Here is a 14,468-nt window from a genome sequence, read left to right as displayed (position 1 = left end):
CCCCGCCCTCTCGGTGCTAAAGAATGAAATCGCTCGCGGTCAGAGTGTGAACCCCGATCAGCTTGATCGCCATTTCAATCGTCGCCGGATTATTATCCGTATTCGCTTCGACAAAAGTATCCGTGCCGTTCGAATAGACATGGACCTGTCCCGGTGCGGTAAAGGCCGCACCGCCGATGAAGGCGAAGTGCTGGCTGCCGATCAGCACCGTATTGCCGTCGATGCTGGACAGGTCGATCTTGTCGGTCCCCTCCTGGAAATCCGTGATCTGGTCCATGGCAAGCGGCGTGCTGTTGCCCGTCGCATTGTAGATGAACACATCGGCACCCGAACCGCCGGTCAATATGTCAGCGCCCGCGCCGCCGGTGATGCGGTCATTGCCCGCGCCACCGTCAATGATGTCGTTGCCGCCATTGCCGACCAGCGTGTCGTTGCCGCCATTGCCGATCAGCGTGTCGTTCCCGGCCGCTCCCCTCAACGTGTCTTCCTCGCCAGTGCCGGTCAGCGTCGACCCGCCACTTGCCGCGGTCAACGAAACGCCGGTGACGTTGGTGATGACGACGGTCAGGTTCTGGTAATCCTGCGCGCCCAGGCTGTCTGTTGCCAGCACCTGCACCTGATAGCGGCCATCAAGGTTGGAGTCGGTGGGATTCTCGAAATCAGGAGCCGTCTTGAAGGTCAGGACGCCCGACTGCGGATCGATGTTGAAGAGCGTCCCGTCGACGGCCGATCCCAAGGAATAGGTGACGGTCTGACCGATATTGATATCGGTTGCGTGGACGGTCGTCACCAACGTCCCGTTTTCCGGTATTCTGATTGTGGCCGTCGCACCCCCACCATTGGTGATGATGATCGGCGGTGCATTGAGAATTGTCACGGTCACGGCGACGGCCTGATCGTCGTAGAAGGTCCCGTCAGACGCCCGTACCGTCACATTGTAGACATTGTCCTTCCCGACGTCGGTCGGCAGCAGATAATTGGGCGTATTCACGAAGTTGAGCTGCCCGGTCGACGCGTTGATCGTGAATTTGCTGGCGTCCGCTCCACCGGAGATGGAATAGACCAGCGTCGTATTCGCATCCTGATCGATCGCGGTCACCTTCATCACCTGTTTCGTGCCGCTGGAAACGGAAATGGCCGCCGTGTCGCCGCCGCCGCCCGAGGTGATGACCGGCGCGAATTCGTTCACGTTGGTGACGGTCACGTTGATGGCCTGATCGTCGAACAGGACGCCATCGGAAGCCCGGACAGTGAGGCTGTAGACATTGTTTCCGTTCGCGTCTGCCGGCGCTTCGAAATTGGGCGGAGCCAGGAAGTTGAGCGCTCCTGTCGACGGGTCGATCGCGAATGCTGCCCGATCCGGCCCGCCAACGATGGAATAGACCAGCGTCGTTCCCGCATCGGGATCGGTCGCCTGCACGGTCGTCACGGCGGTCGTGTTTTCGGGCACGGAAATTGCCGCCGATGCCCCGCCCCCATTGGAGGTGATGACCGGCGCCTCATTCACATTGGTGACGGTGACGGCAATGGTCTGTTCGTCAAACAGATAGCCGTCGGAAGCGCGGACAGTCACGTCATAGACGTTATTCTGGCCCACATCGGTCGGCGCCTCGAAATTGGGTGCGCTGACGAAGGAAAGGGCGCCTGTCGTGCTGTTGATCGCGAACTTGCTGGCGTCCGCACCGCCGGAGATGGAATAGGCGATCACGGTTCCAAGATCCGCATCGGTCGCGGTCACGGTCGTAACCGTCGTGCTGTTTTCCGGAATGGAGAGCGACGCGCTTGCGCCGCCGCCATTGGACGTGATCACAGGCGGATATCCGGTTTCCAGCGTGACATTGTGCAAACCGTTACTGCCGACATCCAGCGTCACGATATCGCCAACCTGGCTGACCAGCGTAGCGCCGCTGACTATGACGCCCTTGGTGCCGGGATTGGCGATATCGATGACGACCTGCCCTTCGCCCTGAAGAGAGAAAGCGAGATTATGGCCGTCGCCCGTGAGGCTCATCAACACGGACCGCATCGGCAGGTCGGTGATGTGGGTCACATCGTCGGCGGCCGCGCCCATGGTGATGGTGAAGGTGCCGCCGCTCTGGGGCAGGAACACCTTGCTGCTGTTATAGGCGTACCAGCCATTCACATTCTGGATGACTAGCGAACCCTGCCGGTCGACGTCGAGCGAGAGATTGCCGAGATTGGAGCCGGTGACGGTGGCGGTGATGGTGTTGCCGTTCACGCTGGTGGTCACCTTCGCCGCGTTCAGCGCCATCATGCGCTGGGCAAGGTCGTCCATCGTGACGAATTCCATGTTATCCGCCGCGGCCCGTGCAATCCATTGCGTGAACATATCGGTGGAATATGGGCTGGCCGCGCCCGTCCCGCTCGTGTCCCATGCCGCCGCGCCATAGTCGTGGAACGGCCATACGATCACTGGCGTGTCCGCATTGGCGATGATCTTGTTATATTCCGCTGCCCATTCAGCCTCCGCCGCCGTCAAGCCCAGTTTCTGGAATTCGATCAGGGTGAAGTCGAAAACGGTATTGGGCGCGAAATAGATTTTGCTCTGGTCGTTGGGGGTCAGATAACCAAAGGCATTGGGATAACCCGCCCCCTGCCCTGCATAGCCGCCCGTCAGATAGGTGGAGGCATATTGCATGATGGCTTCGGACGTGGCCAATGTCTCCGGCATACCCGGAACCGCGATGCCCTGAATGGGTCCCACGCCCACGGTGGCGAGTTGCTGGTTCAGGACCGTCGTGCTTTGACCGAATTCGAACTGAAGCTGGGCAGCCGTTAGTGTATTCGTATCTTCCGGATGAGTATAGCTATGGTTGCCAATCTCACTGCCAAGCGCAGCTATAGCCTGATAATAGGGTAGAGAGACATTCCAGTTCGTCGTCTGGTCGGGCGGGTTATTGCCGATATTGACGAAGAAGCTACCGACGAAATCATATTGGCTTTTCCACTGGGTCAGGATCGGCAGCAGCTTGTTGTATATGCCGCCGTTAACATCGAAGGTTTCCTGGCTCTGGTCCATGTCGATACGCGCCGCGACAATGCCCGCGTCGCGCGACAGGTGCAGGCCGACAGACATGCTGGTGCCGTTGACGGCATAATCGATCGCCTTTTGCAGCATATTGGCATCCGCCATGACGCCATCGCTGGAAAAGAGGACGTTGCGCGCGCCGGTCTGCGTCGCCAGTGCAGCAGCATAGCTGGTCGTGCCATTGATGGTTTCGGTGGCGATCTGCTGCCCGGTGCCGCTGACGCTGGCAAAGGCATTCCAGCCGACATTGGTGTAATTATTGACCACCTGGCCGTTGGTGTAGCCGGTGAGGACAGTCTGAGTGGGGTCCGTCGCCGTGATCGTGACATTGCCCGTGCCGCCGGTCACGCGCGTCGCATCGAACAATGTTTTCATCTGGGCATAGGGATCGCCCGCCAACGGATTATTATTGGCGTCGTCCGTCATGAACTCGCCCGAGGCGATCAGGCTGACGCCGAACAGCTTGCTGGCCTCTTGCAAGGTGTGACTGATCGCCTCCACCTGATCGGCCTGCACATTGCGAAAGTCAGGAAAGACCAACGCCTTATATTGTGCCAGTTTGCTGAGGTTCGTCAGATCGGATTCGGTCAATATGTCATAGGCGATTCCGGCCTGCTGGGCCTGCGCCTGCACCGACATGAAGAGTTGGGAATAGGCGGACTGGCTGAAGAAGTTGGCAGCCGTTGTCGCGGAGTAGACGATGCCGATACGTTGTTCTGTAGCGGACGGAGCCGTACTCTGATTATATACGGCGAATTCCTGCCCGGAAAAATAATTGGTCGGCAGATAAGCCTGATTGTTGAAATTATAGGCGGTGTACATCACCTGAGGACTGCCGACGAGCGAGGCGGGCAGGCGAAATTCCACTGTCGTCTTGTCCGCCGACCATGCCTCCTGCAGATTGGCCTGGACCAGGGTCGGTGTCGTGCTCCCCGCCGCATATTGATAGAGGCTGAACTGACCGTTGGCATCGACGGCGATACTATATTCCGCGCCGATCGTGGATCCGAAGACCTGATAGCCGGTTGCCGCCTTTCCGTCGGTGTTCAGCCAGATGGTCGTTCCCGTGCCGATCGCCACAGGGGCGCTCAAAGCGAAGACGAAATCGCCATTATTGATCGTGGAATAAACCTGATAGCCGGAAATGCTGTTGTCATCGACCCGGTCAGTGCTGAACCAGTCGCTGAGAGAGCCGTCCAACGTGATGTTGTGTCCCAAATACATGACAAATCCCCAAACTTATGGATCCGAAAATCACTTCATAAGTTTGCGACCGAATATCTTTTGGGTTTTTCAGTAAAAATCTGTCAATCGTATGATCATGACATGAAAAGTCAGCCCTCAATGCAGGCGTCTGCGCAGGCAAACACCGTCTGGTCCATTCCAGCATTATCTGCGTCAATGAGGCTGTGTCAGGGTATAAACATTATTCTGATCAAACACCCCTGCGGTTCCGAAGGTCGGGTATTCCGCATATGGCGACAGTCACACCGCGCAATCTAATGGGGCGACTCGGTTTTTAGAAGTTTTTACCCATGGTTAATGTTCTGTTAGGCATGTTCCAATGTCAACTTTAATGAAAAGATATCCACAAAAAAAGTCTCAAAAAGGGCCAATATCTCCTATCCATAAAGTATAACGACTTATGATTTATGACATATGATCTATATCCATAGCTATATCTTCGTGCCTATTATTTTCCGTTATAAGGATGATAGCTTCGACCGCTCGTCCCGCTTACGGGCCGTTTCGCTGATTCAGGATCGATGTTCCGAAAGAAGGGACGATGATTGTGTTTCCGGCGCACAAAAAACTCTCGCAAATCAGCGCCTTTGTCATGGCGACGCTGATGCTGGCCGCATGCGGCGGCGGCAATGGGAACAGCAGTTCGCCCACGCCGACTCCGACACCGGCGCCAACCCCTTCGCCATCACCCACGCCTTCGCCCACGCCGACCCCGACACCCACGCCGTTGTCCAGTTGGGACTGGATATTGCAAAGCCAGGGACTACCGGCGACGCCGCCCTCCGTCGCCTATCTGGACGTTGACGGCTTCGACACTCCAGCCAGCTATGTGGCGCTCGCCAAGGCTGCGGGCACGAAGACAATCTGCTATCTCGACATTGGATCGGCGGAGAGCAACCGTTCGGACTATGCCAGCCTGGCCGCCATTTCCGGGCTGTTGGGCAATAGTTATCCGGGTTTCCCTGGAGAGCGCTATATCGATATCCGCCGCTATCCCGAATTTATCCAGATCATGGACGACCGTTTGCGCATGTGCCGTGACAAGGGATTCGATTATGTCGAGTTCGACGTGATGGATTCCTTTGAGGATGGCGCGTCAACCACCGGCTTCCCGCTGACCGAGCAGAATATGATCGACTATGTCACCGCCCTGTCGAGCCGGGCGCGGGGCTATGGGTTGAAACCAGTGCAAAAGAACACCGGCGGATCAGCGACCAAGCTGATTTCGCTGTTTGACGCAATTCTGTTCGAAGATTGCGTTCTGGACAATTTCTGCTCCGACGACGCGCCCTATATCACGGCCGGAAAGCCAGCCTTCAATGCGGAATATCCTGAGGAATGGCCATCGGGCACGTTCGACCGCGCGCGGGTGTGCAGCACATCGGCCAGCGCCCAGATCTCGACGATCATCACCGTCGTCGCCCTCGACCGACCGGCGTCCGACCGATGCACGTGACGCGGCCGCTTTCCGGCTGATTTTTAAGATTTAGGGAAAATGGCGCACCCGGAACGATTCGAACGTCCGACCCTCAGATTCGTAGTCTGATGCTCTATCCAGCTGAGCTACGGGTGCGTTGTGGAGGCGCAGATATAAGGGGCCGAGCGATCTGGCAACCCCTAAAAATACACCCCTTCGAAATTAAAATTACAGGGTCAACGCGCGAGCGCGCGCATCAGGTCATTGCTGAGCAACGACATGTAAGTTTTTCGATTTTAAAGGAAAATGGCGCACCCGGAACGATTCGAACGTCCGACCCTCAGATTCGTAGTCTGATGCTCTATCCAGCTGAGCTACGGGTGCGTTGGAGTGGCGCAGATAGAAGCGTCAGACGGATTGGGCAAGCCCCTTTTTGCAGTTTTTTGACAGCCCGGTCGATCCCACTGCTTGTAGGACTGGTTCTGGAGCGGATACTGAGTGGGCGCGGCAAATATAAGCGCCATTGGCGGGACGAGCAGTGAATGCATCGACAGGCGGGACCGATCGGTCTTGGCACGGTGGAGGCAGTTGCGGGGGCTGTGGATGAGAGGGACGACCTCCGCCGCATCCATGGGATTACCCCACGAAATGAGGTTGCCCTCTATGAAGCGGGCTATCATCGTTACAGGCAGATTGCCGCCATCGGCAACGAGCAGGAAGCCGCACTGGAAAGCGCGCCTTGGTCTAAAAACAGGGTGTGATCGCGCAGGAAGAATGGCGAGAACAGGCCCGGTTGTTGGATGCGCGCAGTGATGACGGCTCTATGAACATCGCGCCACGCATGCCTGAATGAAGAAAGGGGCGGGATTTTGGCCCGCCCCTTTCCAGTCTTACTTCCTGTTGGCCAGCGCGGCCTGGGCGGCGGCGAGGCGGGCAATCGGCACCCGATAGGGCGATGCCGACACATAATCGAGGCCTGTCTTCTCACAGAAGGCGATGGAGGCCGGATCGCCGCCATGCTCGCCGCAAATGCCGAGCTTGATGCCCTCGCGGGTCGCGCGGCCACGTTCGGCGGCGAGTTCGATGAGTTGGCCCACGCCCTCCACATCGATGCTGACGAACGGGTCGCGCGCGAAGATGCCCTTGTCGACATATTGCGTCAGGAAGCGGCCAGCGTCGTCACGGCTGATGCCGATGGTCGTCTGCGTCAGGTCGTTGGTGCCGAAGGAGAAGAATTCGCCCACTTCCGCGATCTCGCCCGCCTTCAGCGCGGCGCGCGGCAGTTCGATCATGGTGCCGACGAGATATTCCACCGAAGCGCCCTGCTCCGCGAAGACCTCCTGCGCCACCTTGTCGACGATCGCCTTCATCAGCTCCAGCTCTTTCTTCGTAGCAACGAGCGGGATCATGATTTCGGGGATCGGCGCTTCGCCGCTGCGCTGCTTGATGATCAGCGCGGCTTCGAAGATGGCGCGGGCCTGCATCTCGTAGATTTCAGGATAGGTGACGCCCAGACGGCAACCGCGATGGCCGAGCATCGGGTTGAACTCATGCAGTTCGGCGGCGCGACGCTTGAGCGCCTCCACGCCAACGCCCGCAGCCTTGGCCACTTCCTCGAACTCCGCTTCGCCATGCGGCAGGAATTCGTGCAGCGGCGGATCGAGCAGACGGATGGTCACGGGCAGACCCGCCATCACCATGAAAATCTGCGCGAAGTCGTCGCGCTGTTCCGGCAGCAGCTTGTCGAGCGCCACGCGGCGGCCCTTTTCGCTGTCGGCGAGGATCATCTCGCGGACGGCGGTGATGCGGGCGGCGTCGAAGAACATATGCTCGGTGCGGCACAGACCCACGCCTTCCGCGCCGAAATCGCGGGCGGTCTGGCAGTCCAGCGGGGTTTCGGCGTTGGCGCGAACCTTGAGGCGACGGACCTTGTCGGCCCAGCCCATCAGCACGCCAAAGTCGCCCGCCAGTTCCGGCTGCACGGTCGGCACTTCGCCCGCCATCACTTCGCCGGTAGCGCCGTCGATGGTGAGGATGTCCCCTTCCTTGAGCGTGCGATCACCGATCTTCAGCGTCTTGGCGGCGTTGTCGATCGACAGGCTGCCCGCGCCGGAGACGCAGGGACGGCCCATGCCGCGCGCCACCACGGCGGCGTGGCTGGTCATGCCGCCACGTGCGGTCAGGATACCCTTGGCCGCGTGCATGCCGTGAATGTCCTCCGGCGAGGTTTCGACGCGGACGAGGATGACCGAATCGCCCAGTTCATTGCGACGCTCGGCGGTGTCGGCGTCGAACACGATCGCGCCCGAAGCCGCACCCGGCGAAGCGGGCAGCCCCTTGGTCAGCACATCGCGGGGCGCCTTGGGATCGAGCGTGGGATGGAGAAGCTGGTCGAGCGCGGCGGGATCGACGCGGGCGACGGCTTCTTCCTCGCTGATCAGGCCTTCGTTCGCCATCTCGACCGCGATCTTGAGCGCGGCCTTGGCGGTGCGCTTGCCCGAGCGGGTCTGGAGCATCCAGAGCTTGCCCTGCTGCACCGTGAACTCGATGTCCTGCATGTCGCGATAATGTTTTTCGAGGATTTCGAACACCCGCGCCAGTTCGGCATAGGTTTCGGGCATCGCTTCTTCCATCGACAGCGGCTTGGCCCCTGCCCGCTCGCGCGCCTGCTTGGTCAGGTACTGCGGCGTGCGGATGCCCGCCACCACGTCCTCGCCCTGGGCGTTGATCAGATATTCGCCATAATAGGCGTTCTCGCCGGTGGCGGGGTCGCGGGTGAACGCCACACCCGTCGCCGAGGTGTCGCCCATATTGCCAAACACCATCGCCTGCACGTTGACAGCGGTGCCCCAATCGTGCGGGATCGAGTTCAGGCGGCGATAGACCTTCGCGCGGTCAGCCTGCCAGCTGCCGAAGACGGCGCTGATCGCGCCCCAGAGCTGGTCGTTCACATCCTGCGGGAAGGGCTTGTTCCAGAGCTTTGAAACAAGGGCCTTATATTCGGCAACGAGCGCCTTCCAGTCGTCGGCGGTCATTTCGGTGTCGAGCGTATAGCCCTGATCTTCCTTGGCGACTTCAAGGGCTTCCTCGAAGGCGCCATGGTCGAGTTCCAGCACCACGTCCGAATACATCTGGATGAAACGGCGATAGCTGTCCCAGGCGAAACGCTCGTCGCCCGACGCAGCGGCGAGGCCCAGCACGGTTTCGTCGTTGAGGCCAAGGTTCAGCACCGTGTCCATCATGCCGGGCATCGAAATGCGCGCGCCGGAACGGACGGAAACCAGCAGCGGGTCGGCCTTGTCACCGAATTTCTTGGCCGTCACGCCCTCGATATGGGCGATGCCGTTCGCGACTTCCGCCTTCAGGCTCTCGGGATAGACGCCGCCATCGGTATAATAGCGGGTGCACATCTCGGTGGTGATGGTGAAGCCCGGAGGCACCGGCAGGCCAATGGCGGCCATGCCGTCCAGATTGGCGCCCTTGCCGCCGAGAAGATTCTTGTCCCCCTTGCCGCCGTCATCGACGCCACCGCCGAAACGATACACATAACGGGTCGCGGTCGTGCTCATGCTGGCCTCTTCCATTGTCAACATACTTGCGGCTCTCCTGCACTGATTGCCGTGCATTTGTGCGTTGCAACAAAATTTTAAAACAGGGGAGCGATAAACGCACCTGCTTTTACGATAATTGCTCTCTCAGTTCACTGATTTTCCCGCTTGTGCGGGTATCTTCTGGCATTAACCTGAAATTTTCGAGAAATCCGCGACCGCGTGGACCGCTTCCCGCACCCGCGCAAGCAGCGCGAGGCGAGCGGAGCGCTTCGCCGGATCGGCGTCGTTGACCGTCACAGTTTCGAAAAAGGCGTCGATCGGCGCGCGCAATGTTGCAAGTGCGGCCATCGCACCTTCGAAATCCTCCGCCACAACGGCAGCGGCTGCGCGAGGCTCGGCTCCGTCAAGCGCGGTGATGAGGTCGGCCTCGGCCTGTTCGGGGGCATAGGTCAATTCGACCTTTTCGGCGGTTTCGACGCCCTCCTTCTTCAGGATATTGGCGGCGCGCTTGTAACCGGCGAGCAGGTTGGTGCCATCGTCGGTCGCGATAAAGGACTGGAGCGCCTTCACGCGGGCGAGCAGGCGGACGAGATCATCCTCGCCACCGAGCGCGAACACCGCATCGATCAGGTCGTGGCGGACGCCAGCTTCCTTCTGCTGAACCTTGAGGCGGTCAGCGAAGAAGTCGAGCAGATCGCCCTCCGCGACGGCAAAACGCAAATCATTCGCGGTGACGATCTGAATGACGCCCAGCGCAGCCCTCCGAAGCGCGAAGGGATCGCGCGAGCCGGTGGGCTTTTCGTCAATGCCGAAGAATGAACGGAGCGTATCGAGCTTGTCTGCAAGCGCCACCGCGACGGTCGTGGCCGCAGCGGGAACATTGTCCCCCTGCCCGACCGGCTTGTAATGATCGCGCACGGCATCGGCCACTGCATCGGGTAGCCCCTCAGCACGGGCATAATAGCCGCCCATGACGCCTTGCAACTCGGGGAATTCGCCAACCATTTCGGTCACGAGGTCAGCCTTGGCAAGACGCGCCGCCTGCTCGGCCAAGTCCGCCAACGCCGTTTTCTCTTTGTCATTCCCGCGAAAGCGGGAATCCATCTCCAGCGCTGCGTCTGGATGCAAGGCCGGGAGATGGGCCCCCGCTTTCGCGGGGGTGCCGGTTGAGGTGGGGGGAACGATGCCCCCTTCCACCAGCCAGCGGGCCAGCTTCGCGACACGCTCCACCTTGTCGGCCACGGTGCCGAGCTTTTCGTGGAAGGTGATGCGCTCCAGCTTCTTCGCGTGATCCTCCAGCTTCGTCTTACGGTCCTGTTCCCAGAAGAAACGGGCGTCCGACAGACGTGCGGCGAGGACCTTGCGATTGCCCGCGATGATCGCCGCGCCGCCATCCTTCGCCTCGATATTGGCGGTGCAGATGAAGGCCGGGGCGAGCTTGCCGCTCGCGTCACGCAGAACGAAATATTTCTGGTTGATACGGAGGGTTAGCTGAATAACTTCAGGCGGGACCTCAAGAAAGGCCGGATCGAAATCGCCCAACAGCGGCACCGGCCATTCGGTGAGGCCCGCATTTTCCGCGATGAGGCCCTTATCCTCGATCACCGTATATCCATGGGCAGCAGCAGCTTCTGCGGCCTTGGCTTCGATGATCGCCTGGCGTTCCTGATGCGACGCGATCACATGGCAGGCCCGCAGCTTTTCAACATAGTCGTGGGCGCTGCCGATGGTGATCTCACCGGGATGATGGAAGCGGTGGCCGAGCGTGGCAAAGCCCGACTTGACGCCTTCTATCTCGATGTCGACCAGATCGTCGCCCAGGATCGCGACGATACCTTGCAGCGGGCGGACCCAGCGCAGGCTTTCCGTGGTCTGCGAAGCGGCGCCCCAGCGCATGGACTTGGGCCAGGGGAAAGCGCGGATCACCGTGGGTACGGCTTCGGCCAGCACTCCAGCGGTGGCGCGGCCGGGCTTGTTGACCACCGCGAACCAGATGCCGTCACGGTCCTCAAGCTGATCCTGCGTCAGGCCGGTCTTGCGGAGGAAGCCTTCAAGCGCCTGCGCAGGCGCGGAGGTGCGCGGACCTTTGAACTCTTCGCTGACGGCAGCGGTTTCCAGCGGCAGGTTGCGCGCGATCAGCGCCAGACGGCGCGGCGTAACGAAGCTGTCGATGCTTTCCGGCTTCAGGCCCGCCTTCGCCAGTTCCTCGGTGAAGAGGCGGGCGAGGTCCTCCGATGCCTTCAACTGCATGCGCGCCGGGATTTCCTCGCAGCGCAGTTCGAGCAGGAAATCGGTCATCATGCGGCCCACCCGTTCACTTCCATCCACTTTTCGCAGGCGCCCTTGGCGAGGTCGCGCACGCGACCGATATAGCTGGCGCGTTCCTGCACCGAAATGACGCCGCGCGCCTGAAGCAGGTTGAAGACATGGCTAGCCTTGATCGCCTGATCATAGGCGGCGAGCGGAACCCCCGCCTCCAACGAGGCCTTGCACTCGGCCTCGGCATCCCTGAACCAGCGGAACAGCTTTTCGGTGTCGGCGATCTCGAAATTCCATTTCGACATCTGTCGCTCATTTTCGAGGAACACGTCGCCGTAGGTGACGCCCGCGTCGTTGAACTTCAGGTCGTAAACGCTGTCGACGCCCTGAATATACATGGCGAGGCGTTCAAGGCCGTAGGTCAGCTCGCCCGCGACCGGCTTGCAGTCAAAGCCGCCCATCTGCTGGAAATAGGTGAACTGGGTGACTTCCATGCCGTCGCACCAGACTTCCCAGCCAAGGCCCCAGGCGCCCAGTGTCGGGCTTTCCCAATCGTCCTCGACGAAGCGGATGTCATGGATCAGCGGGTCGATGCCGATCTCGACCAACGACCCCAGATAGAGTTCCTGAAGGTTCGCCGGGGACGGCTTCATGATCACCTGATATTGGTAATAATGCTGGAGCCGGTTGGGGTTTTCACCATAGCGGCCATCGGTCGGACGGCGGCTGGGCTGTACATAGGCGGCGTTCCATGCGTTCGGTCCAAGGCTGCGCAAGGTGGTTGCCGGGTGGAAGGTGCCCGCGCCCACTTCCATGTCATAGGGTTGCAGGATCACACAGCCCTGCTTCCCCCAATAAGCATGGAGCGTCAGGATCAAGTCCTGAAAGGAGAGCGCTTTGCTTGTCGCCACGGACGGTCCCTTAAGGAAAAAGGAAAAATGACGGTTTGATTTCGGCGCGCCTTGGCGCAGCGAGGCCGCAGGGTCAAGGGAAAGAGGCATGGGACAAGGTAAATCCGCTTGCCCTGTTGCATCGCGGGACGCATGGATGGGGCAAGATCGATCAGATGGACCTGCAAAACGCATGAAATGGCCCAATTTCCGCTGGCTCGCGCCCGCCCTGATGTTGCTTGGTGGATGTGCGCTGGCGCAACCCGTTTCAGCGCGCAGTGTCACGGCGCGGTCCACCTATGCGGCGCCTGCATTGTGGACGGTGAAGGATGCCGACACCACCATCTATCTGTTCGGCACGGTTCATGTCCTGAAACCGGGCATCGACTGGTTCAAGGGCGGGATCAAATCGGCCTTCGATCGGTCCGACGAGCTGGTGCTGGAAATTGTGGAGCCGGAAGATCCCAGTGCGCTGGCATCGACCATGGCGGGAACGGCGCTGGCACGGGATGGTGTGAAGCTGTCCGACCGGCTGAATGCGGAGGAACGGGCCAGATATCAGTCAGCGATGGCTGCCAATGGCCTGCCCTGGCAGGCTTTCGAGATGTTCAATCCGTGGATGGCGGGCATGGCATTGTCCGTTCAGCCTTTGGAAAAGCTCGGCTACAAGGCTGACCTCGGCGCGGAAAAGGTGCTGTCGGCGGCGGCCAAGGCTTCGGGCAAGAAGATTGGCGCGCTGGAGACGGTGGAGCAACAACTCGGCTATTTCGCCGGGCTACCGATGGCCCAGCAGGTCAAGTTCCTGACGACGACCATCGAGGGGCTGCCTGACATGGACAGGGAGTTCGCAAGCCTGGTCAAACATTGGCAAGGGGGAGAGCCCGACAAGCTGGCGGCCGAGATGAACGAGTCGCTGGAAGCGACGCCGGAACTGGCGCGGGTGCTGCTGATCCAGCGCAATGCCAATTGGGCAAAGTGGATCAAGCAGCGGCTGGACCAGCCGGGCACGGTGTTCATCGCGGTGGGCGCGGGACATCTGGCGGGCAAGGACAGCGTGCAGGATCAGTTGAAGGCGCTGGGCGTTTCGTCGGTGCGAGTGAAGCAATAGGATGATGTGTCTGCTGGCACGCCGGCTTGCCCTTGGGCTCGGACTGGCGGCGCTGTTTCTGATTGCAGCCTGTGGGGCTGAGCCCCCTGCTCCGCCTCCGGGCGGCGGACCCGCGCTCTGGCGGGTGGAAGGCAAGGGCATCGACGGCTGGCTGTTCGGCACCATCCATGTGCTGCCCAGCAACGTGCAATGGCAGACGGCGCCGATCCGGGACGCCGTGGCGCAGGCGGATCGGCTGATACTGGAATCGGCGGAAATTCAGGATCAAGCCAGGACTCTGGCGATTTTCGAGAAGATGGGGCGCAGTCCCGCCCTTCCGCCGCTCGACGCGCGCGTTCCCGGTGAGGACAAGGCAGCGCTCGACCAAATCATCAGCAAAGGCGGGGCCGATGCGAAAACCCTCTCCGGCTATGAAAGCTGGGCCGCGGCGATGCTCCTCTCTGCGGCGGCGCAGCAGGCGCTCCATGTCAGTCAGGATAATGGCGTGGAACCGGCGCTGATCGCGGCATTCAGGGATGCAGGCAAGCCGATCGGCGGGCTGGAGACGGTGGAGCGGCAGTTCCGGGCCTTCGACACATTGCCCGAGGCCGCGCAACAGCGGTTGCTGGTCGATACCGTGCATGAGGCGCAGGATATGCGAATGCTTTACGACCGCATCCTTAAAGCCTGGATCAAGGGCGACATCGCCACCCTCTCACGGGAGGACCAGTTGAGCGAGGAACCCGATCCGGTGGTCGAACAGGCGGTGCTGGTCGACCGCAACCGGGATTGGGTGAAGTCGGTGGAAGCGCTCAAGGGGCATCCCTTCATCGCTGTGGGCGCAGGGCATCTGGCGGGCAAGGACAATCTGATCGAACTGCTGCAAGCCCGGGGTTATAAAGTGACGCGGGTGCAATAACGCCTGTCTCTTGCTTTCCCGCGCCTTTCTGCTATTGGGGCGCGCGTCCCG

General features: G+C 60.5%; 8 protein-coding genes and 2 tRNA genes. 4 read left to right on the top strand and 6 right to left on the bottom strand.

The annotated features are described in order from the left end of the window. Positions 1-16 precede the first annotated feature (16 nt). Entirely contained in the window at positions 17-4,273 is a 4,257-nt protein-coding gene (locus tag HUK73_RS05745) for a cadherin domain-containing protein (protein ID WP_176591034.1), read from the bottom strand. Positions 4,274-4,835: 562 nt separating this feature from the next. Here HUK73_RS05745 and HUK73_RS05740 point away from each other — a divergent pair. Next, entirely contained in the window at positions 4,836-5,750 is a 915-nt protein-coding gene (locus tag HUK73_RS05740; RefSeq protein ID WP_255326206.1) for an endo alpha-1,4 polygalactosaminidase, read from the top strand. Positions 5,751-5,790: 40 nt separating this feature from the next. Here HUK73_RS05740 and HUK73_RS05735 read toward each other — a convergent pair. Both HUK73_RS05735 and HUK73_RS05730 read right to left on the bottom strand, forming a co-directional pair. After that, positions 5,791-5,867, bottom strand: a tRNA-Arg gene (locus tag HUK73_RS05735). Between the two features lie 151 nt (positions 5,868-6,018). Then, a tRNA-Arg gene (locus tag HUK73_RS05730) sits at positions 6,019-6,095 on the bottom strand. A 158-nt stretch (positions 6,096-6,253) separates the two neighbouring features. On the opposite strand from HUK73_RS05730, the gene HUK73_RS27115 reads away from it, so the two are divergent. Further along, positions 6,254-6,472: a hypothetical protein gene (locus tag HUK73_RS27115; protein ID WP_369805443.1), complete on the top strand. Its 219-nt coding sequence runs from the start codon at positions 6,254-6,256 to the stop codon at positions 6,470-6,472. Positions 6,473-6,601: 129 nt separating this feature from the next. Here the strand turns inward: HUK73_RS27115 and ppdK are convergent, their stop codons facing one another. The 3 genes from ppdK to HUK73_RS05710 form a co-directional block, all read right to left on the bottom strand. Beyond that, positions 6,602-9,304 (bottom strand): pyruvate, phosphate dikinase, encoded by a 2,703-nt coding sequence (ppdK, locus tag HUK73_RS05720; protein ID WP_176591033.1) that lies wholly within the window; start codon positions 9,302-9,304, stop codon positions 6,602-6,604. Positions 9,305-9,448: 144 nt separating this feature from the next. Next, a complete protein-coding gene (glyS, locus tag HUK73_RS05715; RefSeq protein WP_176592834.1) occupies positions 9,449-11,560 on the bottom strand; it encodes a glycine--tRNA ligase subunit beta in 2,112 nt (703 codons plus the stop codon). Then, positions 11,560-12,432 (bottom strand): glycine--tRNA ligase subunit alpha, encoded by an 873-nt coding sequence (locus HUK73_RS05710; protein WP_176591032.1) that lies wholly within the window; start codon positions 12,430-12,432, stop codon positions 11,560-11,562. Before HUK73_RS05710 ends, glyS begins: the two co-directional genes overlap by 1 nt. A gap of 172 nt (positions 12,433-12,604) precedes the next feature. Here HUK73_RS05710 and HUK73_RS05705 point away from each other — a divergent pair, with 172 nt between their 5' ends. Both HUK73_RS05705 and HUK73_RS05700 read left to right on the top strand, forming a co-directional pair. After that, positions 12,605-13,519: a TraB/GumN family protein gene (locus tag HUK73_RS05705; RefSeq protein ID WP_176591031.1), complete on the top strand. Its 915-nt coding sequence runs from the start codon at positions 12,605-12,607 to the stop codon at positions 13,517-13,519. 4 nt (positions 13,520-13,523) lie between these two features. Further along, positions 13,524-14,417: a TraB/GumN family protein gene (locus HUK73_RS05700; RefSeq protein WP_176592833.1), complete on the top strand. Its 894-nt coding sequence runs from the start codon at positions 13,524-13,526 to the stop codon at positions 14,415-14,417. Positions 14,418-14,468 lie beyond the last annotated feature (51 nt).

This window comes from Sphingobium sp. EM0848 (genome assembly GCF_013375555.1).
Taxonomy (GTDB): domain Bacteria; phylum Pseudomonadota; class Alphaproteobacteria; order Sphingomonadales; family Sphingomonadaceae; genus Sphingobium.
Note: the sequence above shows the minus strand (reverse complement) of the source record. Positions and strands in the feature narration are given on the sequence as shown.